General features: G+C 68.5%; 25 protein-coding genes, 1 tRNA gene and 1 pseudogene. 17 read left to right on the top strand and 10 right to left on the bottom strand.

Annotated elements, in window-relative coordinates; translation table 11 throughout:
- Positions 1 to 160: 160 nt before the first annotated feature.
- Positions 161 to 1,840: an LPXTG cell wall anchor domain-containing protein gene (locus tag QUE79_RS00865; RefSeq protein ID WP_286344998.1), complete on the bottom strand. Its 1,680-nt coding sequence runs from the start codon at positions 1,838 to 1,840 to the stop codon at positions 161 to 163.
- Positions 1,841 to 2,071: 231 nt separating this feature from the next.
- On the opposite strand from QUE79_RS00865, the gene QUE79_RS00860 reads away from it, so the two are divergent.
- The gene (locus QUE79_RS00860; protein ID WP_286344997.1) at positions 2,072 to 3,202 is read left to right on the top strand and encodes a VIT1/CCC1 transporter family protein; all 1,131 of its coding nucleotides are present in this window, start codon (positions 2,072 to 2,074) and stop codon (positions 3,200 to 3,202) included.
- A gap of 132 nt (positions 3,203 to 3,334) precedes the next feature.
- On the opposite strand, the gene QUE79_RS00855 is transcribed toward QUE79_RS00860, so the two are convergent.
- Positions 3,335 to 4,186 carry a phosphatase PAP2 family protein gene (locus QUE79_RS00855; protein ID WP_286344996.1) on the bottom strand — a complete coding sequence of 284 codons (852 nt, stop codon included), beginning with the start codon at positions 4,184 to 4,186 and terminating at the stop codon, positions 3,335 to 3,337.
- Between the two features lie 177 nt (positions 4,187 to 4,363).
- Here QUE79_RS00855 and QUE79_RS00850 point away from each other — a divergent pair.
- The 3 genes from QUE79_RS00850 (at position 4,364) to QUE79_RS00840 (ending at position 5,519) form a co-directional block, all read left to right on the top strand.
- Positions 4,364 to 4,436: transfer RNA gene (locus QUE79_RS00850), tRNA-Arg, on the top strand.
- 61 nt (positions 4,437 to 4,497) lie between these two features.
- The gene (locus QUE79_RS25015) at positions 4,498 to 4,782 is read left to right on the top strand and encodes an aldo/keto reductase (protein ID WP_350271611.1); all 285 of its coding nucleotides are present in this window, start codon (positions 4,498 to 4,500) and stop codon (positions 4,780 to 4,782) included.
- 248 nt (positions 4,783 to 5,030) lie between these two features.
- The gene (locus tag QUE79_RS00840; RefSeq protein WP_286346810.1) at positions 5,031 to 5,519 is read left to right on the top strand and encodes an aldo/keto reductase; all 489 of its coding nucleotides are present in this window, start codon (positions 5,031 to 5,033) and stop codon (positions 5,517 to 5,519) included.
- Here the strand turns inward: QUE79_RS00840 and QUE79_RS00835 are convergent.
- Positions 5,452 to 5,904 (bottom strand): MarR family winged helix-turn-helix transcriptional regulator, encoded by a 453-nt coding sequence (locus QUE79_RS00835; protein ID WP_286346809.1) that lies wholly within the window; start codon positions 5,902 to 5,904, stop codon positions 5,452 to 5,454. The two genes, QUE79_RS00840 and QUE79_RS00835, sit on opposite strands and share 68 nt — an antisense overlap.
- Positions 5,905 to 6,001: 97 nt before the next feature.
- Between QUE79_RS00835 and QUE79_RS00830 the strand changes: the two genes are divergently transcribed.
- Complete coding sequence (locus tag QUE79_RS00830; RefSeq protein WP_286344994.1) at positions 6,002 to 6,565, top strand: YbhB/YbcL family Raf kinase inhibitor-like protein; 564 nt, start codon at positions 6,002 to 6,004, stop codon at positions 6,563 to 6,565.
- 16 nt (positions 6,566 to 6,581) lie between these two features.
- Here the strand turns inward: QUE79_RS00830 and QUE79_RS00825 are convergent, their stop codons facing one another.
- On the bottom strand, positions 6,582 to 7,154 hold the full coding sequence (locus QUE79_RS00825) for a TetR/AcrR family transcriptional regulator (RefSeq protein ID WP_286344993.1): 573 nt from the start codon (positions 7,152 to 7,154) through the stop codon (positions 6,582 to 6,584).
- Between the two features lie 81 nt (positions 7,155 to 7,235).
- Here QUE79_RS00825 and QUE79_RS00820 point away from each other — a divergent pair, with 81 nt between their 5' ends.
- Together QUE79_RS00820 and QUE79_RS00815 are read left to right on the top strand one after the other, a co-directional pair.
- On the top strand, positions 7,236 to 8,405 hold the full coding sequence (locus tag QUE79_RS00820) for an NAD(P)-dependent alcohol dehydrogenase (protein WP_286344992.1): 1,170 nt from the start codon (positions 7,236 to 7,238) through the stop codon (positions 8,403 to 8,405).
- Between the two features lie 110 nt (positions 8,406 to 8,515).
- Entirely contained in the window at positions 8,516 to 9,718 is a 1,203-nt protein-coding gene (locus tag QUE79_RS00815) for a serine hydrolase domain-containing protein (RefSeq protein ID WP_286344991.1), read from the top strand.
- Between the two features lie 87 nt (positions 9,719 to 9,805).
- Here QUE79_RS00815 and QUE79_RS00810 read toward each other — a convergent pair whose 3' ends face one another.
- Together QUE79_RS00810 and QUE79_RS00805 are read right to left on the bottom strand one after the other, a co-directional pair.
- Entirely contained in the window at positions 9,806 to 10,519 is a 714-nt protein-coding gene (locus QUE79_RS00810) for a Rossmann-fold NAD(P)-binding domain-containing protein (protein ID WP_286344990.1), read from the bottom strand.
- On the bottom strand, positions 10,432 to 10,983 hold the full coding sequence (locus QUE79_RS00805; protein ID WP_286344989.1) for an NmrA family NAD(P)-binding protein: 552 nt from the start codon (positions 10,981 to 10,983) through the stop codon (positions 10,432 to 10,434). Before QUE79_RS00805 ends, QUE79_RS00810 begins: the two co-directional genes overlap by 88 nt.
- Positions 10,984 to 11,094: 111 nt before the next feature.
- Between QUE79_RS00805 and QUE79_RS00800 the strand changes: the two genes are divergently transcribed.
- Positions 11,095 to 11,736 (top strand): TetR/AcrR family transcriptional regulator, encoded by a 642-nt coding sequence (locus tag QUE79_RS00800; protein WP_286344988.1) that lies wholly within the window; start codon positions 11,095 to 11,097, stop codon positions 11,734 to 11,736.
- Here QUE79_RS00800 and QUE79_RS00795 read toward each other — a convergent pair.
- Positions 11,727 to 12,173, bottom strand: coding sequence for a LacI family DNA-binding transcriptional regulator (locus tag QUE79_RS00795; RefSeq protein ID WP_286344987.1), 447 nt, complete (start codon positions 12,171 to 12,173; stop codon positions 11,727 to 11,729). The genes QUE79_RS00800 and QUE79_RS00795 overlap by 10 nt on opposite strands.
- A 48-nt stretch (positions 12,174 to 12,221) precedes the next feature.
- Here QUE79_RS00795 and QUE79_RS00790 point away from each other — a divergent pair, with 48 nt between their 5' ends.
- Positions 12,222 to 12,461, top strand: coding sequence for a hypothetical protein (locus tag QUE79_RS00790; protein WP_286344986.1), 240 nt, complete (start codon positions 12,222 to 12,224; stop codon positions 12,459 to 12,461).
- Positions 12,462 to 12,658: 197 nt separating this feature from the next.
- Here QUE79_RS00790 and QUE79_RS00785 read toward each other — a convergent pair.
- Positions 12,659 to 12,775 (bottom strand): annotated as a pseudogene (locus QUE79_RS00785) (hypothetical protein); the annotation flags it as partial.
- 302 nt (positions 12,776 to 13,077) lie between these two features.
- Between QUE79_RS00785 and QUE79_RS00780 the strand changes: the two are divergent.
- The 8 genes from QUE79_RS00780 to QUE79_RS00745 all read left to right on the top strand — a co-directional run bounded on the left by QUE79_RS00780 (position 13,078) and on the right by QUE79_RS00745 (position 21,251).
- Positions 13,078 to 13,857, top strand: coding sequence for an ABC transporter permease (locus QUE79_RS00780; protein ID WP_286344985.1), 780 nt, complete (start codon positions 13,078 to 13,080; stop codon positions 13,855 to 13,857).
- A 79-nt stretch (positions 13,858 to 13,936) separates the two neighbouring features.
- Positions 13,937 to 14,839 (top strand): carbohydrate ABC transporter permease, encoded by a 903-nt coding sequence (locus QUE79_RS00775; protein ID WP_286344984.1) that lies wholly within the window; start codon positions 13,937 to 13,939, stop codon positions 14,837 to 14,839.
- Positions 14,839 to 16,479 (top strand): type 2 periplasmic-binding domain-containing protein, encoded by a 1,641-nt coding sequence (locus tag QUE79_RS00770; protein ID WP_286344983.1) that lies wholly within the window; start codon positions 14,839 to 14,841, stop codon positions 16,477 to 16,479. The genes QUE79_RS00775 and QUE79_RS00770 overlap by 1 nt, the downstream gene beginning before the upstream one ends.
- 267 nt (positions 16,480 to 16,746) lie before the next feature.
- A complete protein-coding gene (locus tag QUE79_RS00765) occupies positions 16,747 to 17,403 on the top strand; it encodes a hypothetical protein (protein WP_286344982.1) in 657 nt (218 codons plus the stop codon).
- Positions 17,404 to 17,405: 2 nt separating this feature from the next.
- Positions 17,406 to 18,425, top strand: a complete 1,020-nt coding sequence (locus QUE79_RS00760) for a hypothetical protein (protein WP_286344981.1) — start codon at positions 17,406 to 17,408, stop codon at positions 18,423 to 18,425.
- Positions 18,422 to 19,435 carry an alpha-amylase family protein gene (locus QUE79_RS00755; protein ID WP_286344980.1) on the top strand — a complete coding sequence of 338 codons (1,014 nt, stop codon included), beginning with the start codon at positions 18,422 to 18,424 and terminating at the stop codon, positions 19,433 to 19,435. Before QUE79_RS00760 ends, QUE79_RS00755 begins: the two co-directional genes overlap by 4 nt.
- Positions 19,432 to 20,055, top strand: coding sequence for an alpha-amylase family protein (locus QUE79_RS00750; RefSeq protein ID WP_286344979.1), 624 nt, complete (start codon positions 19,432 to 19,434; stop codon positions 20,053 to 20,055). Before QUE79_RS00755 ends, QUE79_RS00750 begins: the two co-directional genes overlap by 4 nt.
- The gene (locus QUE79_RS00745; protein WP_286344978.1) at positions 20,037 to 21,251 is read left to right on the top strand and encodes a Gfo/Idh/MocA family protein; all 1,215 of its coding nucleotides are present in this window, start codon (positions 20,037 to 20,039) and stop codon (positions 21,249 to 21,251) included. Before QUE79_RS00750 ends, QUE79_RS00745 begins: the two co-directional genes overlap by 19 nt.
- Here the strand turns inward: QUE79_RS00745 and QUE79_RS00740 are convergent.
- Together QUE79_RS00740 and QUE79_RS00735 are read right to left on the bottom strand one after the other, a co-directional pair.
- Entirely contained in the window at positions 21,163 to 21,870 is a 708-nt protein-coding gene (locus QUE79_RS00740) for a response regulator transcription factor (protein WP_286344977.1), read from the bottom strand. The genes QUE79_RS00745 and QUE79_RS00740 overlap by 89 nt on opposite strands.
- Positions 21,867 to 22,277, bottom strand: a complete 411-nt coding sequence (locus QUE79_RS00735; RefSeq protein WP_286344976.1) for a hypothetical protein — start codon at positions 22,275 to 22,277, stop codon at positions 21,867 to 21,869. The genes QUE79_RS00740 and QUE79_RS00735 overlap by 4 nt, the downstream gene beginning before the upstream one ends.
- Position 22,278: the final 1 nt, after the last annotated feature.

Raw genomic sequence — 22,278 nt, 5'->3', positions numbered from 1 at the left:
AAACGTCCGCAGCCGCATGGCCGCACGCCCCATTCCGAAAATCCCCTTCGATTTCGGGGGTGAACCTTCGGGGGCACCTTCGGGGGTGCACGCTTCCCGGGCGCACGCGCGAGGGCCCGCCGGCGCAGCGCGCGGCGGGCCCTCCGGTGGTGCTGTGCGGCTACTCGGCGCCGTCCTCGCGACGGCGGCGGGTCGCGAAGAGCAGACCGGCGCCGAGCAGGATCGCGAGACCCCCGCTGACCACGTAGGGCGCCGCGTTCGTGCCGGTGAACGCCAGCTCCTGCTGGCCGGTCGTCGACGCCGTCACGATGGTCGGCGCGGCGAGCACGAACTCGACGTCGGCCGACGGACCCGCGAGGACCGGCAGGCCGGTGTTGTCCGACACCGGGTCGCCGGCCGCATCGACGAGACCGGCGATGGCGAAGGCCGTGTAGTCGCCCGGCTTCGGCAGGGTGACGGTGACGCTCCAGGTGCCGGCCGCGCCGACGACGATGTTCTCGTCGCTGCTGCCGGTCGGGTCCGACGCGGCTGCGCTGGGCGTCGCGGCCGCAGGAGCCTTTGCCGTCGACGAGCCGCCGCCGGCCGATGCAGCACTCGTCGCAGCCGCCTCGGCCGCCTTGAACTCACCCGTCGGGACGACGACCAGGCCGATGCTCGAGCCGGGCGTCCCGGTGCCGGTGAACGTGACCTTCGTGCCGATGAGCCTTTGTCCGGCGGTCGGCGAGGTGATCGTCGGATCGCCGAGGACGGACGCCTTCTTGCTGAGGACGAGCTTGCTGGTGGCGCCGGTCACCGTGACGACGTACTCGCCGCCGGTCGCCGTCGCGGGAAGCGTGATCAACTCGGAGAACGCCCCGTCGGCGTCCGCGACCGGAGCCGTCTCGCTCCCGGCCCAGACCGCGGCCTTGCCGTTCGGGCCGGTGACGGTGACGACGAGAGACTCGTCCGCCGCGAAGCCGGTGGTCGCCAGCCCGATGCCGATCGTGCTGGCGCCGTCGACGGTCGGGTAGTCGGGCGTGAGGACGATGCTCTCGCCCTGCGCCTGGACCGGCGGCCTCGTGAAGCTCACGAGGCGGATGACCGGCGTGGCGCCGGAGACGGGAGCCCCGGTCGCGTCGAGCTCGTCGACGGTGAGGACGGCCTTGGTGATGCCGGGGCCGAGATCGGCGAACGAGGTCGTGATCGTCCACGTGCCGTCGGTTCCGACCGTGGCGGATCCGGCCGTGAAGACCTTCTTGCCGGCTCCGATGTAGGCGATCTCGACCGTGGAGCCCGGGGTGCCGGTGCCGGAGAAGACGGGTGTCGTCGTGGTGGACGGCACGCCGTCCGGCGGGGTGCTCACGGCGAACTTCGCGGCCGCGACGGCCGTCGACGAGTCGGTGGGTGTCGACGTGGTCGAGTCGCTCGGGGCGGGAGCCGACGTGCTGGTGTCGGTCGGGGCGGGCGTGCTCGTGTCGGTCTGGGTCGGTGTCGGAGAGGTCTGCGTCGGGGTCGGGTCGGCCTGGGCTGCGGCCTTGCCGGCGACGGCGCCAGTGGCGCCGGCGCCAGAGCGCGCGGGTGCAGGCGTGGAGGGCGCCGGTGCAGCGACCGCGGGCGACGAGGCCGGGCCGCCGGCCGCAGGGGGCGCCGCGGGGGCCGACGACGGGTCGGTCGTCGCCGCGTCCGGTGCGGGTGTTGTCGACTCGGCCGCGGCGCTCGCGGGTGCCGAAGCGGTGGACTCTACCGCGGCGGGTTCCGCGGGGGTGGCCAGCGCCGGGCCGGCCGCGAGGAGCGCCCCGCCGAAAGCGAGCGAGACGACGGCGGGCACGGCGAGAGCCGTCCGCCAGGAGTGGTGCGTCACAGTGTTTCCCCTTGGTGGCGAGGCGTCTTTGCCGCGTGCTCCGCTCGTTCCCCCGGACGCACGTCCATTCAGCCATCGGGTATGGCCGTGGGCTGAACGTAACAAGACCCTGTGATCCTGCCTAGGATTTTTTGCGTCGCGTCGTTATTCGGCTGTTCGGCGTTCGGGAGCCATGGTCCGGCGCCCGGGGGCCGAAGTCGGCGGCGGCGACCCGGCGCTAGCCTGGAGACCATGACCGACACGCGCCAACCGAGTGCCGCAGCCCTGAAACGCTGGCGTCGTTACCTCGCCGACGAGAGGGCCGAGGGCGCCGTCTACCGCGACCTGGCGGCTCGCCGTGCCGGCGAGGAGCGAGACATCCTGCTGGCGCTCGCCGAAGCGGAGGGCCGGCACGAGCAGCACTGGCGCGATCTGCTGGGTGAGCGCGTCGGGCGGCCGGTCGGCACCGATCTCCGCACGCGAATCCTCGGGCTGCTCGCTCGTCGCTTCGGCTCCGTCTTCGTCCTGGCGCTGGTCCAGGGCGCCGAGGGCCGGTCGCCCTACGCCACCGACGCCGACGCCACCGATGCCATGGCGGCCGACGAGCGCATCCACGGCGAGGTCGTCCGCGGGCTCGCCGAGCGCGGACGCTCGCGCCTGTCGGGCACCTTCCGCGCGGCCGTCTTCGGAGCGAACGACGGTCTCGTCTCGAACCTCGCGCTGATCCTGGGGGTCAGTGCTTCCGGTGCTTCGCACACCGTCGTCCTCGTGACCGGACTCTCGGGTCTGCTGGCCGGGGCGCTCTCGATGGGCGCCGGAGAATACGTGTCGGTTACCTCGCAGCGCGAGCTGCTCGCCGCGTCGACCCCCGACCCGGAGGCGCAGGAGGTGCTGCCCCACCTCGACGTCGACGCCAACGAGCTCGAACTCGTCTATCGCGCTCGCGGCATGGATCCGACGGCTGCCGCAGACCACGCGAAGGAGGTGCTCGCGGCGCTGCAGGTGCGCACCGGAGCGGTGCCTCTGCCCGCCTCGCTCGCGCCGGTGCTCTCGCCGGCCGACGCCGAGGCCGCCGAGACAGTGGCTGCCGATGAGCACGAGGCCATCGGCTCCGGGCTGGGTGCGGCCGTCTCGAGCTTCCTCTTCTTCGCCTCGGGCGCGATCATCCCGCTGATCCCGATCCTCTTCGGGGCGACCGGCCTCGCGGCCATCGTCGTCGCGGCGGTCCTCGTCGGGCTGGCGCTGCTCGGCACCGGCGCCGTCGTCGGGCTGCTGTCGGGAACGTCGCCGCTCCGCCGGGCACTCCGCCAGCTCGCGATCGGGTTCGGTGCGGCCGCGGTGACGTACGGGCTCGGGCTGCTGTTCGGGGTGGAGTCGCACTAGCGGGTCGGTGCGGTGCGGTGCGGTGCCGTGCGGTGCCGTGCCGTGCCGGTGCGCGTGGCGACGCGTCAACCGACGCGGAACGGGCAACGTCGCGTCACCCCGCCCCCGGCGAACCGACGCAAAGCGGCGTGCCTAGATCGACCGGTCGAGCTTCCAGGCCAGCCAGGCGGTCGCGATGACCACTCCCGCCGAGAGAAGGCGTGCCCCCACGAGGACTCCGGGACCGGTCGACATCGTCAGCGTCATGTCGGAGCCGATGCCGATCGAGAAGATCGCCCCGGCGGCCGCGAGCGTTGCGACCATGGCGAGCCCGAGGAGCCCGGACGTGAAGCCGTGCATGCGCCGCCCCACGGTGTCGCGCGGGTCGTTCGACCAGACGGCGGCGGCGCTGCGGACGATCGCGAGCCACAGCATGACCACGGCGCACGCCCCGCAGACATCGCTGACCCGGTGCCAGCCGTACGCCACGGTCTGCTCGGCCACGAGCGCGGCGAACGCCGTGCCGACGACCATGATCAGCGGCCGGAGGTGCCGACCGAAAGCGGTCGCGAGAGCGAGGACGCCGGCCACCGCAATGGTCGCGTGCCCGCTGGGGAAGCTGTTGCTCAGCGTGAGCGTCGTCAGCTCGGGCCGCGGCGCGATGGCCTTGATGATCTGCGTCGTGGCGATCGCACCGACGATCAGCGTGGCCGACTGCAGCGCTGCACCCGGCCGACGACGAACGAAGGCGATCAGGACCACGACGCCCACCACGACGAGGATCGCGGGAATCGAGATGGCGTCGAGGGCGCGGCCCGACTTGAGGAGCGTGCCCCCGTCGACCGAGCGAAGGATCGAGTCTTCGATCTCTTGGCCGGGCTTCGTCAGCACGGCGAGCGTGTACACGCCACCCAGGGCGACCACCGAAGCCACGCTGGTCAGTACCCACCGGGTCGGCACCTGACGGCGGACCGTCGTCGAGGCGGAGACAGTGGTGGCGTTCACCGTCCAATCCAATCGCACCCCTCCTGACAAGTGGCTCAGTCCCGCCCGCCAAAGCCCGGTGAGCAGACGCATTGCCAGTTCACAGATCCCGATCGCAGGATCACGTCGCCCCGGCCCCGATTCGCGCCCCTGCCCGCCCTCGTGTAATGTTTCCTCTGGCCATTCGGCCTGTATTTCGCGCCTGTAGCTCAACGGATAGAGCATCTGACTACGGATCAGAAGGTTGGGGGTTCGAGTCCCTCCAGGCGCACAGTTCGCGAAGCGCACAGCTCGTGAAGCAAAGAACTGGTTGAGACAGTGCAGCACTCACAGTGCCGCAGTACAGCAGCACCGAAGAAGCCCCGCAGCTATGGCCGCGGGGCTTTTTCTTTCCGCGCCGTGTCCGCTTGCTGAACGCTTTGCCTCCTCGGTCGGCGTCCTGGTGGAAGTACATCATGAAGGCCGTCGAGGCCTCCCTGCGTCGCCTCGACACCGACTACATCGACCTCTATCAGGTGCACCGCCCCAGTTACACCACGGACGTCGAAGAGACGCTCGGCGCTCTCACCGATCTCGTGACCCAGGGCAAGGTCCGGGCGATCGGTTCGTCGTCGTAGTCCGGCAGCCAGATCGTGGAGGCGCAGACCGCCTCCCGTGACCGAAACCTGTCGTAGTTCATCACCGAGCAGCCGCCTTACTCGATCCTCGTCCGCGGCATCGGGGAGGACATCGTTCCCACGACCGAGCGGTACGGTATGGGCACGCTCGTCTACAGCCCGCTCTCGGGCGCGTGGCTGACGGGAAAGTGGCGGAAGGACGCCCTCGGCGCCCGGCCTCGAAGGCCCGCCCGGCCGCCCGGTTCGACATGGGAAGCCCCGCGAACCAGCGCAAGCTCGACGTCGTCGAAGAACTCGCCCTCCTCGCCGAAGCGAACGGGATGACGCTCATCGACATGGCCATCGCGTTCGTCATCAACCACCCCGGCGTCACGTCCGCGATCGTCGGCCCGCGCACCATGGAGCAGCTGCGAATCGCAGCTCATCGGCGCCGACGTCACCCTGTCGGCAGAGGTGTTCGACCGGATCGACGAGCTCGTGACTTCCGGCGTGACCCTGAACCCGGACGACACCAGCTACGGCCAGGTGTCACTCACCCCGTCAGCACGCCGCCGCTTATCCACCTTCCAGGTCGCCGTCCTCGACCGCCGCAGGGGACGGCGACTTCGAGCTTTCGCCGAGGGCGTCGCAGCGATTCACGTTGGCTGCTCGCCCTTGGCAGACCACGAGTTACGAGTCAGCGACCTTCTGCAACAGCACACAGGCCCTCGCGATCACGCTTCGATCGCGAGAGCTGAACCTGCTCAGTTCATTCTCGAGCCACGCGTCACGCTGGAGCCGCGTCGCGGCGGCAAGGTCTCTGCCCGCGGATGTCGCACGGAAAAGCACCTTGCGGCGGTCCGCTTCATCCTTGGCTCGGACGGCATAGCCGGCCGAGGTCAATCGGTTGACGCTTTGGCTCATCGTGGCGGGAGCCACTTCTCCGATCTCGCTGAGCTCGGTCAATGAGTGGGGGCCGTGCTTTTCGAGGAAGGTGAGCACCTCGAGCGCTTTGTCGCCGAGAGCGCCTTCGGGGCGTTCCGCTCGAAAGCGGCGGTAGAGGCGGCCGACGGTCGCGCGCACCTGGGCGCTGAGCGTGGCCTCCTCCGTGGCGTCTGCGCTGTCACGTCTTGTCTCTTCCATCACGATTAGTTAGTGTACCTAAAAGTAATCCCTTAGTATGCCTAATCAGATGGATCGAGGCAGACGATCACGTCAGAGGAAAAAGAGGAATCGAAACGTGCCCAACCTCATCGGACGCGCACTGCGCAACCGCCGCGCCGGACAAGACACGCTCGCCTGGGCCGATCTCGACCTGCAGGCGCCGGAGAACTTCACTCTGACGAGCCCGGCGTTCGACCAGGGAACCCCGATCCCCGAGCGGCATCGGGGCCACATCATCGGCGCGAATGTCTCGCCCGCCCTCGCGTGGTCGGCTCCTCCGATCGGTACGGCAGAACTCCTGCTGATCGTTCAGGATGCGGACGCACCGGGCAGGCGACCGGCCACGCACGCTCTCGCGAGGGGGATCGATCCTGCTGGAGCGGGTCTTCCCGAGAACGCCCTGGCCAACCCCAGCCCGATCGACGGGCTCACGCACGGGAAGGGCCCTCTCGGCCGCCTGGGGTATGCCGGCCCGGCCCCCATTCCCTCGCACGGGCCGCACTCCTACGTGTTCCAGCTCTTCGCTCTCGATCGCCGCCCGGACCTGCCCGAGAAGTTCACGGTCGCCGCGGCGGCTCGCGCCATGGCCGGGCACGTCCTCGGTCGCGCCCGGCTCGACGGCACCTACGAGATCCGGTAGTCGGCGATCCCGAGAATCACGTCCCGGAGCGAAGCCCCGCGAGGTGCACGCGGAGGAACCGCCGCCATGCGGAGTCATCGCCGTCGGCTGAGACGGCGACCACGCCTCGAAGGGCGACGATGAGCGCCTTGATGTCTTCGCCCGTCACGCCCGGCGCAAGGGCGCCCGATTCCACGGCCTTTCGCGTCAGCAGCTGAACCCTTTCCACCGTCCGCGTGCTCACGTCGTCGGTCACCTGATCGGTCAGCGCTGCAGCGTAACGACGCTTCTCGGCGTTGAACGTGCCGACGAACTCGAGGAAGCGCTCGAGCCCGACGCCGGGATCGGATTCAGCGAGGGCCGCGGCGGCGGCTTCGTCCATCTCTTCGGCAAACAGCTGTGCGATGGCCGAGAGGAGGGCCTCTTTGCCTGCGAATCGGCGATAGATCGTGCCGACCCCGAGGCTGGCCTGCGCGGCGATGGCCTCCATGCTCGCTGTCGGACCCTGCTCGCCGAAGACTTTTCGAGCTGCCGCGACGACGATCGCGTCGTTGCGCAGGGCATCCCGCCGCGGCGCGCGCGATGCCGCGGGGCTCGATTCGGATTCCATGCTCAAAGCCTATCAAAACGGAAGATCAGTTCATCTTCGGCTTATAGTGAAGCTCTATTCCGTTTTACGATTGGACGAACCATGAGAACCACGACCGGCTGGCAGAGCCTGGACCCCGAGACGAACCGACTCACCCGTGTTGTGATCGAGCGTCGAGATGTCCGCGACGACGACGTCGCCGTGCGCATCGATTTCTGCGGCGTCTGCCACAGCGACCTTCATCGCATTCACGGGATGCTCGGCGAGAAAGATCTCGTCCCCGGGCACGAGGCGACCGGCGTCGTCACCGAGATCGGCTCCGCTGTCACCGGATTCGCGATCGGGGATGCGGTCGCGATCGGCACCATCGTCGATTCCTGCGGTGAATGTGCCATGTGCCTCGTCGGACAGGAGAATTACTGCTACAACCGCCCGACCACGACCTACGGCGGAGTCGATCGAATCGACGGCACGCCCACGCTGGGCGCTTACAGCCGTGAGTACGTCGCCCGCGAGACGTTCCTCTTCCGCCTGCCCGACGGGCTCGATTCCGCCGCCGCAGCGCCGCTCCTCTGCGCAGGAATCAGCGTCTGGGAGCCGATGAGGGCGGCCGGGGTCGGCGACGGGAGCCGGATCGCGGTCGCAGGGCTGGGCGGTCTCGGCCACCTGGCCGTGAAGATCGCCGCGGCGCTCGGAGCGGAGGTCACCGTCCTCAGCCGCACCAGCGACAAGGAGCAGGATGCCCTGAGTCTGGGAGCCGCGGATCTCCTCGTCAGCAGCGACGAGACACAGGTGGCGGCAGCGCGAGGGCGCTTCGACTTCATCCTCGACACCATCTCGAGTGATCACGAACTCACGCCTCTGATCGGCATGCTCGGGCTCGACGGCACGCTCTGCGTCCTCGGCAACCCCTTCTGGTCGGACCTCGACTCGTCGAGCTCGGCGCCGGGCGCAAGACGCTCACCTCGTCGGGTACCGGTGGGCTCCGGCAGACGGCCGAGATGCTCCAGTTCTGCGCCGACCACGGCATCGCGGCAGACGTCGAGGTCGTCCCGTCGGCCGAAGTCGAGACCGCTCTCGATCGACTCGCCGTCGGAGACGTCCGCTACCGATTCGTCCTCGACCTGTCCGACCTGGATGCGCCCGTGGCGGGTGAGTGATCGGCGCGGGACGTGTCGGCGTCCCCAGCGGGCTCGCCGTGGACTTCCTGGGACTGCTTGCGGTCGGCCTCGCTTCGGCATATGTTCGCACATAACGACTAACACGTATTAGGTTCCGATGGAGCCCGGCTTGCTGACGTCCACGGAGCGGGCCAGGCCCAGGGCGACATGGATTTACGTCTCGACGCCGGGCGGCCCCACGACACATCGACGGAGAAGACCATGATTCACGAAGACGGCCTCGCACCTCTCGGCAAGAACAGCCAGCCGCTCGGAACGGTCGCTCCCGGATGGGAAGCCGTCGGCTCTCTGTTCGACGACACGCTGGCCTCGAGCGTGCGAGGCGGCGCCGCGCTCAGCATCATGCAAGGCGGTGCACAGGTGGTCGACCTCTGGGGTGGCTTCGCAGATGCCGCGACCGGTCTGCCGTGGGGCGCGGACACGACGACTGTCCTCTTCTCGATGACGAAGGGCCTCATGTCGTTGCTGGTGGCGCGGCTGGTCGACGACGGACTCCTCGATCTCGACGAGCCGGTGTCGAACTCCTGGCCGGAGTTCGCTCAGCAGGGCAAAGGAGCCATCACCCTTCGGACGGTGATGGCTCACCGGGCGGGCCTGTCGTACCCGGTTGAAGACCTGTCGATCGACGACGTCGTCGCCTGGACGCCCGTCGTCGAGAAGCTGGCGAGGCAGGCGCCGCTCTTCACTCCCGGGACGGCGCACCAGTACCACGCCTTCACCCTGGGCTGGCTCGTCGGCGAGGTGGTTCAGCGCGTCACGGGAACCGACTTCTCGACGCTTTTCCAGGAGGTCCTCGGCACTCCCGTGGGGGCGCAGGTGTGGGTCGGCCTTCCCGAGGCGGAACAGGCGCACGTGTCGACCCTGGTCCCCGAGCCCAGCTTCCGGCTCGAGCTTCCGGAGTTCGTCCCTCACGCGCGCGAACTCATGCGGACGTTCACGCTCGGCCAGGTCTTCCCTCCGGAGATCGCGACCGCGGGCACGGGGCTGAACGACCCGAGGCTTCACAGAGCCACGATCCCCGCCGGCCTCGGGATCGGTACGGCGCGCGGCGTTGCGGCTCTCTGGTCGGATGCCATCGTCGGCTCCCGCGCGCGAGGGCCCGTGACGAAGTCGACCCTCGACGACATGACACGGCCACTCTCGGTGGGGGCTCCGCTCTGGAGCCTTCCCGGCGCGGGTTTCGAGTCCTGGGGCACCGGGTTCCACGTTCCTTCCGAGCCGATGCCCCTGCTGGGAGCGTCGTCGTTCGGCCACGGCGGAGCAGGAGGTCAACTGTCGTTCGCGGACCGAGACAGCGAAGTGGCGTTCGCGTTCGTCACGACCGACCTTCAGGTGGTGGACGACGAACGGGCGAGTCGTTTGGTCGCGGGTGTCCGAGCGATCCTGGATCGACAGGGCTCCTAGCGAGCATCGTCGCCCATCGTCGCCCCCGGAATGTACTCAGTGGACTGCTGCCTCGGGACACCCCCGAGCCCGACGACATCGGAAAGGTCATTGCATTCCTCGCCTCGGACGACGGCGCGTGGGTAACCGGGCCGATGGGGACTCGCATTCGGAAGCTCGGCGACCCTCTTCACCACGGCTGTGGTGAAGAAAGCACGCGAGGTCGGCGACGTGGCTCAGTCGGTCATGATCTCCGTGTTCAGCGGCGCCATCGCCGCAGGCATCGCGACCGCCGCCAAGCGGCACGCCTTCCCGCGCGACTGACCTCGAGAGGACGCCGTCACAGACGACTCGTTCAGGACGACCCGTCGACTTCATCGGCCTCTCAGTTGTCGAGACCGTCGAAGGCGGTGACGAGGTGGTCGTGGAGGGTGGTGGGTCGGAGGTCGGCGTAGCGCTCGTTTTCGACGTTCTCCAGCGGGGAGTCTGGAGCATGGCGAAGAAGTACCACTCCATGACGGCGTTCCACGAGCCACCCTTGGCCTCGATGGCGCGGTTCAGATCGTCGAGGTTGCCCCAGCTCTCGTGGCGCAGCTTCACGCCCGAGACGGCCTCGATCTCGCGAGCGATGTCGTTGAAGCTGACGAGGGCGCCGGAGACCGTGTGGACGCCGGGGGCGGCGTCCGGGTCGGCAGCGACTCGAGCGGTGAACGTGGCGGTGTCGGGCACGGTGGTCATGTCGATTTTCTCGTCGCCGGTGCCCCAGTAGCGGATGACCTGATTGGGAATGTCGATGAGGCCGGGGTAGGCGGGGTTGACCATCTGGTCGAGGAACGCGCCCTGCAGGATGTTGATGACCTCGATGTCCAGGGCCTCGATGAGCGCGTCAGCCTCCTTGCGGATCTCGAACTGCGGGGCTCCGGCGGGGCGCGGAACAGGTCGATGGCGAAGTCGGAGGGGATGAAGCGGTGAACACCGTTGGCGACGGCGGCGGTCGCGAGGGCGACCTGGCCGTCGACGATCACGTCGCGGCCGCCCTGGAGGGCCGAGACGATGACATCGACGCCCTTCGTGGCGGCATCGAGCGACGTGGGATCGGTGACGTCACCGATGACGACCTCCGCGTCGGCAGCGACGAGCGGGTCGATGCGGGACGTCTTGGCGGGGTCGTTCTTCCAGCCGCCGCGGACGAGGAGGCGGACCTTCACGTCGTCCTGATCGACGAGGTTCGCTGCGATGCCGGAGCCGAGGAGGCCGGTTGCGCCTGCGATGAGGCTGGTGGTCATGATGTTCTCGCTTTCGAGTCTGCGGACGCCGGTTCGCGTCTGTTCGAGTATAGATACGCCCCAGTGCCGTAATTTATTCCGAGAGTCGGTAAGGTCTTTTCAGGAGGCATTGTGAGTACAGGTAGGCCGGCGGGGCGACCGCGTGATTCGGCCGTCGACGTCGCTCTGCTGAAAGCGACGCAGGATCTCTTGATCGAGGTCGGATACGACCGCCTCTCCATCGACAAGGTCGCGGCTCGCGCAGGAGCGAGCAAGCACACGCTCTATCGACGCTGGCCCGACAAGTCGCAACTGGTCGTCGCGGCCGTCGGGGCGCCACGTGGGCTTCCTCCGGTGCCCGACACCGGCTCCCTGCGGGATGACCTCCTGGCCTGTGCGCGCGCTTATGTCGATGGCGACGACCGGAGCGAAAAGCTGTTGGCGGGGCTGCTCAGCGAGATGGCCCGCAACGAGGCGGTTCGGGTGGCGGCGCGAGACGGTCTCGGCGTCCACTACACGGCTCTCTTTCTGGCTGTCCTCGAGCGAGCAGCCGACTGTGGTCAGATCTCCCCGGGGCTGGATCTCCAGCTCATCGCCGGTGCGTTTCCCGCCTTCGCTTTCCATCGCGTGGTCGTCGACGGGCAGGGAGTCGATGAAGAACTCGTGACCCGCGTGATCGACAGGATCGTCATGCCGTTGATCACTCCGCTTTCGACTGGACGCGCCTCTGACGGACGTGCACCATCGACGGGATCGTCTCCAGGTCACTTCTGATTCGTCGAATGCACTGAACTGTCGTGGGGCCCGCAGGACTCCCGGACGACCAGGTCGCCGGAGAAGGTCTCGTGGTGAGGCGTCTCCCCGCGCCAATTCAGAAGTCGGTCTACTGCGGCGCTCGCCATCGCCTGAATCGGCTGACGGACGGTCGTGAGGCTGGGCCACGTGTATTGGCCTTCCCAGGATCCGTCGAAGGAAGCGACGGCCACGTCGTCGGGAACACGGAGGGCCTGTTCATGAAACGCGCGGAGCACGCCCACAGCGGTGCGATCCGAGGCGACGAACACGGCCGTCGGTTTGTCGGAAAGTGCTGCGACGCGGCGTCCGGCGTCCAGTCCGCCGGCCTGTGTGGTGTCAGTCGCGACGAACGGGTCGGAGCGGACGCCGGCATCGGCGCAAGCCTGACGCCAGCCGAGATAACGAGGCTCATCCACATGCGCGGAGCCGATGAAACCGATTCGTCGGTGGCCATGGGCGATGAGATGGTCGACGGCGGCGCGGGCGCCCCCGTAGAGGTCTGTTCCGAGACTGTGAGTGCCGGGTTCTTCTCGCGCCGTGTTGAGTTCGATCCACGGCAGGGAAACCGCATCGAGCGATCGGCCGTCGAGGGGAGTTCGCCGGGGAGCACCAAGACTCCGTCGTACTGCCGTGCGGCGAATTCGCGGAAGTGGCCCGTCATCGTCGTCGGCTCGTACGTCGTCGTCGTGGTGGTGAGGTCGTAGCCTCGCTCGCGCGCGGCGAGATCGATGGCGTTCGCGTACTCACCGAAGAAGGAGTTCGTGAAGATCGCGTCGTCTCCGCCGGGGACGACCAGGGCCAGCGTGGCGGCGGAACCCGACTGCAACGCTCGAGCAGCTCGGTTCGGCTGGTATCCGAGGGCTGCGATGGCGTCGCGAACACGAGCGGCCGTCGCAGGGGCCACGGGAGCCCTGCCGCTGAGGGTGTAACTCACGACCGCGTCGCTGACTCCGGCTCTGAGGGCGACGTCTCGTCTCGTGGCCTTGCGTAGCGGAGAGGGATTCGCGGCATCGGTCATCGTTTCTCCCCGCTTCTCTTGTGGCCCCGAACGTGACCATCGCGATTTTACGCGCGCCTGACATTCTCACGTATTTTCGGAAAGCGCTTGCCTAAAACGGGTTTACGCGCGTAAATTCAGCCACCGACAGCCGACGGCAAAGGAGCTTCATGGTTGACGCACTCGATAGAACCGCCAGGCGGCGACCGAACGGACGGGCCATTCAGTCCGCCCGATCGTCCGAGGAAGGTCGCCCTGGTGCGCGGCAGCGCCGGCGACTCGGACCGTGGCAACGTCTTGCACGGGATCGCCCCCTCTTGGCCATGGCGCTCCCCGGCGTCCTGCTTCTCCTGCTCTTCCAGTACCTGCCGATCCTGGGCAACGTCATCGCGTTCCAGGACTACGAGCCCTACCTCGGTATCTCCGGCAGTCCCTGGGTGGGCTTCCGCAACTTCGCGGTCATCTTCAACGGCGACCCGGCCTTCCTGCACGCCCTCGGCAACACCCTGGCGGTGCTCCTGCTGCAGGTGGTCTTCGTCTTCCCGGCTCCGATCGCCCTCGCCCTTGCGCTCAACGGGCTCGTCTCCGAGAAGCTGAAGCGATTCGTGCAGAGCGTCCTCTACCTGCCGCACTTCCTTTCCTGGGTGATCGTCGTGTCGATCTCGCAGTCGATGCTGGGCGGATCCGGGCTGCTCAACAACTGGCTGCGATCGGGCGGCCACGAGGCCGTCAACATCATCGGGAACGCGTCGATCTTCAAGGAGCTGCTGACCAGTCAGGTGATCTGGAAGGACACCGGTTGGGCGACGATCCTGTTCCTCGCGGCTCTGTCGCAGATCGACGCGTCGCTCTACGAGGCCGCCTCCGTCGACGGCGCATCGCGATGGAGTCAACTGTGGCACGTGACCCTGCCCGGACTGCGGGCGATCATCATCCTGCTGTTCATCCTGCGCCTCGGCGATGCGCTCACCGTCGGCTTCGAGCAGATCATCCTGCAGCAGGGGCCGGTCGGAAACCAGGTCAGCGACGTCCTGGACACCTACGTCTACAACAACGGCGTTCTCAACGGCAACTGGGGACGGCAGCCGCCGTCGGCCTGGTGAAGGGCGTGGTCGGAATCGCGCTCGTGCTGGGCGCCAACAAGATCGCCCACCTGTTCGGCGAAGATGGGATCTACCAGCGATGAGCACTCACCGTCCGCACCTCGTCCTCGGCATGCCGCGGCCCGGCATAGCCCTCCGCTCCGTGAAGGGCGTCGTTCTCACCCTCTGCTGCCTCGTCGTCCTGGTGCCCTTCCTCGGGGTCCTCGCGACCAGCATCGCGCCGCCCAAGCAGGTGGCCGCTGCCGGCGGGTTCGTCCTGTTCCCCAAGGGGATCGACCTGTCGTCGTACAGGGCGATCTTCGCCGGGGGCGTCGTCACGCGCTCGATCGTGGTGAGCGTCCTGGTCACCGTCGTCGGCACGCTGGTCAGCGTGACCTGCACGGCTCTGCTGGCCTACGTGCTCGCCCGACCGAAGGTCTTCGGCTACCGCCCGCTCATGACGACCGTGCTCGTCGCGATCCTGTTCGGGCCCGGCATCATCCCGTCGTATCTCGTGGTCAAGCAGCTGGGGCTCCTCGACAGCTACTGGGCGTTGATCCTGCCGACTGCGGTGAGCGCCTTCAACGTCATCGTGGTGCGCTCGTTCTTCATGGGCATCCCGCCCGAGCTGATCGAGGCGGCGACGATCGACGGCGCCGGCGAGTTCCAGGTGTTCCGTCGAATCGTGATCCCCCTATCGAAGGCGTCGCTGTCGGTGATCGGCCTGTTCTACGCCGTCGGCTACTGGAACGCGTTCTTTACGGCCCTGCTTTACATCAACGACAACGCCAAGTGGCCGCTCCAGCTGATTCTGCGCACCTACGTCGTCGACCAGTCGGCGCTGACCGGCAGCGCGCTCGGGTCGGTGACGGAGGCGATCCCGCCCCAACAGTCGATCCAGATGGCGATCCTGGTCGTCTCGATCGTGCCGATCCTGATCGTGTACCCGTTCCTGCAGCGGCACTTCGCCAAGGGCGTTCTGACGGGGGCGGTGAAGGGCTGATGGCTGTCTCACGCAGAACGTTCCTCACCGGCATCGGCGCTGGGATCCTCGGCGTCGGCGCGGTCGGCTCGCTCGCGAGCTGCTCGACCACGAACGTCGGCGCAGAAGCGCAGGCGATGCTGGCACGCGAGGCTCCCGCTCTACCCGACTACGTGCCCTACACCGGGGTCACCCCCGATCTTCCGGGGAACGCCGCGGGCCTCGCGCAGGGATTCTTCGACTACCCCGAGCACCCGAAGACCGGTATTGCGGGCGCGCCGCCCGACATCGGTACCGTCAGCATTCTGAACGAGAGCCCGAGCCCGACGCCGGCGGCCCACGGCCGGAACGCCTATTGGCAGCAAGTCGAGAAAGACCTGGGCGCGCGGCTCGACGTTACCGTGATCCCGACTGCCAACTGGACGGACAAGTTCGCGACCACCGTGGCCGGAGGCGACCTCGCCGACATCTCCGAGGTGTGGACGCCTCCACAGCGCGCGGCGATGATGCCCGCCGTGTTCGAAGACGTGGCCCCGTACGTCTCGGGCGACAAGGTCCGTGAGTATCCGTTCCTCGCCAATCTGCCGACGGCGTCGTGGAAGTCCGCGGTCTTCGGCGGCGGTATCTTCGGCGTCCCGGTGCCGCGCGGGGCCATGAGCTCTCTGCTGCTGTTCCGACGCGACGACGTCATCGAGGCGAAGGGGTTGAACGGCGATCCGGGATCGTTCGACGAGTTCCTCCAGCTCTGCAAAGACCTCACCGAGACGCGCAAGAACACCTGGGCAGTCGGGGGGATGCCGTGGGAGACCCTGCAGATGATGTGGCACGTGCCGCAGAACTGGCGTCTCGACAAGGGGCGTCTGACGAGCGCTTACACGCTGCCCGAGACCAGAGAGGCTCTCGCGGCCGGAATCCGGCTCGCCAAGGCCGGGGTGCTGGATCCCGACAGCTTCTCGTCGAACGTCGGCACGCTGCGCAAAACGTGGTTCATGGCGGGAACCGTCAACATGGTCACCGACACGTTCCCCGCGTGGAACGGCTACGTCAGTGGCCAGACCGTCGGCAAGAAGTACCGGATCGGCGCGATGCCGGTGCCCGGTCATGCCGGAGGGCACGCCACCCGCTGGATCGGCAATCCGACGCACGGCCTCGCCTCGATCCGCCGCGGGCAGAAACCGGAGCGAGTCAAGCAGCTGCTCGCGCTGGTGAATCACCTCGCGTCGCCGTTCGGCACCACCGAGTACCTGCGCCTCACCTACGGCGTCGAAGGCGTCGACTGGAAGAAGCAGGGGACGAACCCGATCGCCACCGAGCGCTCGGCGCAGGAGCTCGGACTCGGGCTGATGTACATCGGGGCTCCGCCGCAAGTCTTCTACTACCCGGGGCGGCCCGACGTCGTGCGGACGCAGCACGCGGCTCAGGCTGAACTGCTCGAACACTCGGTGCAGGATCCGACGCTCGGGCTGGTCTCGACGACCAACCAGTCCGTCGGTGCGACTCTCACGCAGAACATCTCGACCGTCATGAACGACATCTGGCAGGGACGCCAGCCGCTTTCGGCCTGGGACGACGCGGTGGCGACGTGGCGGTCGGCCGGTGGCGACACCATCCGCGACGAATACGAGAAAGCGCTCGACCAACAGGGAGGCACCACCGCATGACGACTGCACGGGCTGGCAGCGAGTACGACGAGCGGGTGGCGACGTACCTGCGGGCGGCTGCCGAAGAGCCGGCCGAGGGAAGGGTCGGCGTGTTCCCCGAGATCGCGCGGGTGGCTCTCGCGCTCGCGCCCCGCGCCGATCGACTCGCGGAGGCGAGGAGATCGTCGACTCGCGCATCGACTCGTCCGACTTCACTCTCGCGGGTCTGCTCCGGCTGCTGCTGGTCACGAGCCGCTCCGAGGAGGCGACGCGGCCGCGCGTGGCTCAGTGCCCTCGCCGCTCCCTTCAGACGAGGCCGACGCCGTCCGCGCCAGCGTGCTCGGCGCGCGCTACTGGTGGGACGAACCCGGCGACCAGGGGGCACTCTGCTACCACACCGAGAACCACCAGGCCCTCTTCCACAGCGCCGAGATCGCCGCGGGCACCCTGTTTCCCGACGTCGTGTTCGCCGGCTCCGGGCTCGCCGGGCGCGCAGCCGTCGACCACGGGGCCGCGCGGTTCCGCCGCTGGGCTGCCCTGCGCGCCCGCTGGGGGTGGAGCGAGTGGCTGTCCAACACCTACACGCAGCACAACGTCCTGGCGCTCTGCAGCATCGTCGACGGCAGTGACGACGCCGACCTGCGCGAGGTCGCGACGTCTCTCCTCGACATCCTGTTCGTCGAGATCGCGGCCAACTCGTGGCGCGGGATCCTGGGCTCCACCCACGGCCGCGCCTACGTCCCCGGTCTTCTCGACGGCTCGACCGACGGCGCTACGACCCTGCTCTGGCTCACAACGGGTCTCGGTGTCATGGCGGACACGGCCAGCGTCGGGGGATCGCCCTCGCGACCAGCTCGTATCGGCCGCCGGCCGCCCTCGCCGACATCGCCCGCACGCCGGCCACGCCGACGACGACCAGGGAGCGTCAGGGCCTCGACGTCGTAGACGTGCCGTGGGCGGGATCGGACCCCGAGAAGGATCCCGCCGCGTCCGAACAGGCGGCTGCAGCATTCTGGGCGATGGGAGAGTTCATGCACCCGCTCGCGATCCCGGCCACCCGTGCTCTCCAGGAGCGCTATGGGCTGGGCCTCGATCGCGCCTGGCGTGACTTCGAGAAGGCCTACGACGCCCAGCGCGACCGCTTCGGGCATGTGGTCGATCCCGAGCGTGATCTGCATGGAATGCCGGCCGCCGACATCGTCACCCGCCGGCGATCCGGCGCCTCGCTCAGTAGCGTGCAGGCCTTCCGGCCCGGCACCCCCGGCTACCAGCACCACGTCTGGCAGGCCACCCTCGGCCCTCGCGCCGTGGTGTTCAGCACCCACCCGGGGTCGGCCGATGTGGTGTCGCGGCCCAATCACTGGGCCGGCAACGGGATCCTGCCTCTCGTCGGTCAGGTCGACGACGTCGTGATCGCTCGCTACGCGATCGAGGGTGCGCACGTCGAGGGTGCCGAGGTGCTGCCCTTCACCCACGCCTACCTGCCGCGTACGGAATTCGACGACACGAGCGAGGAGGACGGGTGGACGTTCGCGTCGACGAGCGACGGCGTCGTGGGCCTCTGGTGCTCACGGCCGACGCGACGGATCGACGACAGCGAGTTGCGTGCCGACGACGGCGACGCCGTCTGGGTCGCCGTGATCGGAGACGGCCCGCTGCAGAACTTCGCCGCGACCTGGTCGAATCGGACGCCTTCGGTCGTCGGCGACGAGGTGCACGTCGCGGCTCCCGGAGGGGACATCGCCCTCGTCGGCACCGGCCGCCCCGGCGATCCCTCGGCCCTGACGGTTGCGGGTGTGCCGGTCCCGTTCGGAAACCACCCTCGCTTCCTGGGCGCGGGACTCGACGTTCCGCAGGGCTCGTTGCGCTGGCGCCGCGAGGGGCGGGACCCGGTCGACGTCGATCTCGAGATCACCGCAGCCTGGCTCCCGGCGCGCGTGCCGGCTCACGAAACGCTCGCGTCGTGAGGTCGCTCGAGTCGGGCGTCTTCAACACGGCGCGGGTCGAGACGACCATGCCGCCCGCCGCCGTCTTCGTGCAGAGCGACGCCGATGGGCTCGTGTTGCCGGCTATCGGTTCCGGCGACGGATGGGAGCGGGCGGGTACGGTCGTCGACGTGGAGCCCGACCCCACCGGCGGGATTGCCGTGTCGCTGCGGAGCACCGGGCCGGTGGCGCGCATCGCCCTGCGCTGGTCGCGCCGGGCCGCTGCTGGAACGCGTATCCGAGGAGACGCCTGGGAGCGCTCGTACGGTGAGCTCGGGTTCGAGTCGGTTCGTCCCGAGCGCGTCCTGCCCTGGTATTGGATCTCCGTCGACGGCTCGGGGGCTGTGTCGGGCGCCGGCGTCGACGTGCGCGCGAGTGCGTTGGCCTGGTGGCAGATCGACCCGACCGGGTGGACGTTGTGGCTGGACGTCCGGAGCGGTGGGGCGCCCGTCCGCCTCGGCAACCGCCGCCTCGACCTGGTCACCGTCCGAACCGTCGCGGGCGGCGACCCCGACGACGTGCATCGTGCCCTCGCGGTGGCACTTGCCGGGGGCCGTGCTCTCCCCTCGCGCGGACCCACGGTGGGTTCCAACAACTGGTACTACGCATACGGCGAAGGTTTCGGCCCCGACGCGGTGATCGACGACGCGCGACTCGTGGTCGAGCTGGCCGACGATCACCCCGTCAAGCCCTACGGGGTCATCGACGACGGCTGGAACCCCGGCGGGCCCGGGTCGGGCGGCCCATGGGATGCTGGAACGCCGGGCCTCTTCGACGACATGAGCGATGTGGCGGGCAGGGTCATGCAGGTCGGCGCTCGGGCGGGCCTCTGGTTCCGCCCCTGCTGTCGCGCGTCGATGCGCCGGGTCTCGGCCGGCCGGGCGTGCGCGCGACGTCCGCCGGCCTGCCGCTCGACCCGTCGCTGCCGGCCGTCCTCGAGCGGGTTCGCGACGATGTGGCCCGGTTCCGCGACTGGGGCTTCGATCTCGTGAAGCACGACTTCAGTACCGTTGACGCACTCGGCCGTTTCGGCGACACCATGGGTGCAGACATCACCGATCACCACCACAGGTTCTCCGACGACACCCGGACGACGGCCGAGATCCTGATCGCCTTCTACGACGCGATCCGCGAAGCGGCCGGCGACATGGCCGTGCTCGGCTGCAACGTGATGGGACACCTCGCCGTCGGGGCCATCGACGCACAACGAATCGGCGATGACACCTCCGGTCGAACGTGGGAACGGACACGCCGGATGGGCATCAATACGCTCGCTCACCGCCTGCCACAACACGACGCGTTCTTCACACTCGATGCCGACTGCGTCCCGGCCACACCCGCGACCCCGTGGGAAGTGAACCGTCAGTGGCTCGACCTCGTCGCACGGAGCGGGACGGCTCTGTTCGTCTCCGTGGATCCTGCCGTCCGGAGTGATGCGATCGACGCCGACCTGTCCCGCGCCATCCGCACCGCTCTGGACCAGCCCGAGGCGACGCGGACCCGAGCGATGGACCTCGTCGACACGAGCACGCCGGTCCGCTGGGAGTTCGAAGACGGCTCGGCGGAATACAACTGGGACGCGCCGACCGGTGCGTGGCCCTTCTCGATATGACGCCGACGGTGATCCTGGTCGGGGTCGGCGGATTCGGTGCTGTGCACCTGGCGAACATCCGGCGCCTGCGCCACGTGGGTCGCCTGACGCTGACGGCTCTCGTCGATCCGGTCTTCTCTGGCGAGACACCGCCGGACGCGCCGCTGTTTCCATCGCTCAGGACCGCGATCGAGACCGTGGGCGCGCCCAGCGTGGTGGTCGCGGCGGTGCCCATCCCGGTCCATGCTTCCGTGGCCGCCGAAACGCTCACGGCCGGATGTGACCTCCTTCTCGAGAAGCCGCCGTTCGCGCGCATGGACGATTTCGAGGCACTTCTCGAGCTCGAACGGCAGACGGGACGCGTCGTTCAGGTCGGCTTTCAGAGCCTCGGCTCGTTGGCCATAGACGCCCTGACGGGCGCGGACGACCCGTACAGCTCGTTCGGCGCGCCCATCGCGGTGTCCGCGACCGGCACCTGGAAACGCGATCGAGCGTACTGGGCTCGATCGCCGTGGGCGGGCCGGCGGAGTCTCGACGGGGTCAGCGTGGTGGATGGCGTGGCGACGAATCCGTTCGCCCATGCGATCGCCACGGCGCTCCGCCTTGCGGGGATGCAGGACGCCGCCGATGTCGAATCCGTCGAACTGGAGATGTACCGGGCGAACGCCATCGAAGGAGACGACACCACGTCTCTGCGGATCACGTCTCGGCGAGGGCCGAGCGTGTCGGCCGCACTCACGCTCTGCGCAGCTCAGAACAGCGAACCGGTGGTCGACGTCGAGTACGAACACGACCGGATCGCGTTCCGCTATTCGATGGACGAAGTGACGATCGACGGTGACACCGGATCCGAGCGGCACTTCGGTCGCATCGACCTGCTCGAGAACATCCTGGACCACCGCGCGGGTGACGCTCCCCTTCGCGTACCGCTGGCGTCGACCGGCGCCTTCATGCGCGTCGTCGAGGCGATACGCACTGCCGACGATCCTGTTCGCATCGAACCGCAATGGATCGAGTGGCGCGGCACCGGGCAGGAAGCGCATCCCGTGCTGAAGGACGTCGAGAGGTGGTCGGGCGTCGCCGCCAGAACCGGGGCGCTCTTCTCGGAGGTCGGGGCTCCGTGGGCGTTCAGCGGTCGCCGCCCGGTCGGTGCGGTCTTCGAAGGGGAGGTGGATTCTCGTCGTCGTCGACGGCCAGGCCGGCTTCGTGGGCGATGATGGCGGCCTCGACGCGGTTGCGAACGCCCAAGCGGGCGAAGATCGTGCTGATGTAGCCCTTGATCGTGCCTTCCGTGAGATGGAGGCGGGCGGCGATTTCGGCGTTGGAGAAGCCGAGTCCGACGAGGCCGAGCACGCCGAGTTCGCGGGCGCTGAGGGCCTTCGTCGCCGACTCGGCACCGCCGGAATGAGGGCGTTTGCGCTCGTGCAGTGTCCGTAGCAGGTAGGCGGCGACCGGTGGAGAGAGGCTGGCGCCGCCGGTGGCGGCGGCTGTGACGGCGCGTATGAGGTCGTACGGGTCGCCGGACTTGATCAAAAAGCCGTTGACACCGAGCGCCACGGCGTGGTCGATGTACCGGTCGTCGCCGAAGGTGGTCAGGATCACGACGGGTTGCGACGGACGGTGCGCCCGGATCTCCTCCGTTGCCGAGAGGCCATCGGTCCCGGGCATTCGGATGTCCATGAGCACCACGTCCGGCTTCAGGGACAGGGCTGTGGCGATTGCCTGTTCGCCGTCGGTGGCCTCGGCTTGGACTTCGATGTCCGGTTGCGAGTCCAGGACGGAACGGATACCCGCCCGGATGTCCGATTCGTCGTCGACCACGAGGACCCGGATCACAGCCAGGACTCCTGGCGCAGGTCGGCTGTCGAGACCACGACTCCGTCGTGGAAGCACACCTGGAAGACCGCGAGCCCGAGCGGGAAGTTGCCGTCGGAGTAGTACGAACAGCTCCAGGCCGGATCGTGGGGTGCGGACGGAGCGAGCCGGACCGGTGCCTGCCTGGGCGGTAAGAGTGCCTGTGCCGCTGCCGTGGGCATCTCGGGCGTGATGAGTTCGAAGGTGTCGTCATCGATGGTGGCAGCGTGAACCGACCAGGAATAGAAGCCGACGACGACGGCGATCGCCGCTGCGGAGGGAATGACCGCGGAGAGAAGGGTCGCTCGCAGCGGCCGATGCGGCCGCGACGCGGGCGACACGCTGGCGGGGTGGGATGCCCCGACCTGCCGCGGGAGACGTGCGCTCATG

Source organism: Frondihabitans sucicola (assembly GCF_030296615.1).
In the GTDB taxonomy this organism is placed as follows: Bacteria; Actinomycetota; Actinomycetes; order Actinomycetales; family Microbacteriaceae; genus Frondihabitans; species Frondihabitans sucicola.
The sequence above is the reverse complement of the archived record's forward strand: the minus strand, read 5'-3'. Positions and strand labels throughout refer to the sequence as shown.

Coding starts and splice junctions, on each gene's coding strand:
- QUE79_RS00860 (WP_286344997.1), top strand. CDS start 2,072: ATGACCGACACGCGCCAACCGAGTGCCGCAGCCCTGAAACGCTGGCGT.
- QUE79_RS00840 (WP_286346810.1), top strand. CDS start 5,031: ATGGGAAGCCCCGCGAACCAGCGCAAGCTCGACGTCGTCGAAGAACTC.
- QUE79_RS00835 (WP_286346809.1), bottom strand. CDS start 5,904: ATGGAAGAGACAAGACGTGACAGCGCAGACGCCACGGAGGAGGCCACG.
- QUE79_RS00825 (WP_286344993.1), bottom strand. CDS start 7,154: ATGGAATCCGAATCGAGCCCCGCGGCATCGCGCGCGCCGCGGCGGGAT.
- QUE79_RS00820 (WP_286344992.1), top strand. CDS start 7,236: ATGAGAACCACGACCGGCTGGCAGAGCCTGGACCCCGAGACGAACCGA.
- QUE79_RS00815 (WP_286344991.1), top strand. CDS start 8,516: ATGATTCACGAAGACGGCCTCGCACCTCTCGGCAAGAACAGCCAGCCG.
- QUE79_RS00810 (WP_286344990.1), bottom strand. CDS start 10,519: ATGGTCAACCCCGCCTACCCCGGCCTCATCGACATTCCCAATCAGGTC.
- QUE79_RS00805 (WP_286344989.1), bottom strand. CDS start 10,983: ATGACCACCAGCCTCATCGCAGGCGCAACCGGCCTCCTCGGCTCCGGC.
- QUE79_RS00790 (WP_286344986.1), top strand. CDS start 12,222: ATGGTCGACGGCGGCGCGGGCGCCCCCGTAGAGGTCTGTTCCGAGACT.
- QUE79_RS00780 (WP_286344985.1), top strand. CDS start 13,078: ATGGCGCTCCCCGGCGTCCTGCTTCTCCTGCTCTTCCAGTACCTGCCG.
- QUE79_RS00775 (WP_286344984.1), top strand. CDS start 13,937: ATGAGCACTCACCGTCCGCACCTCGTCCTCGGCATGCCGCGGCCCGGC.
- QUE79_RS00770 (WP_286344983.1), top strand. CDS start 14,839: ATGGCTGTCTCACGCAGAACGTTCCTCACCGGCATCGGCGCTGGGATC.
- QUE79_RS00735 (WP_286344976.1), bottom strand. CDS start 22,277: ATGAGCGCACGTCTCCCGCGGCAGGTCGGGGCATCCCACCCCGCCAGC.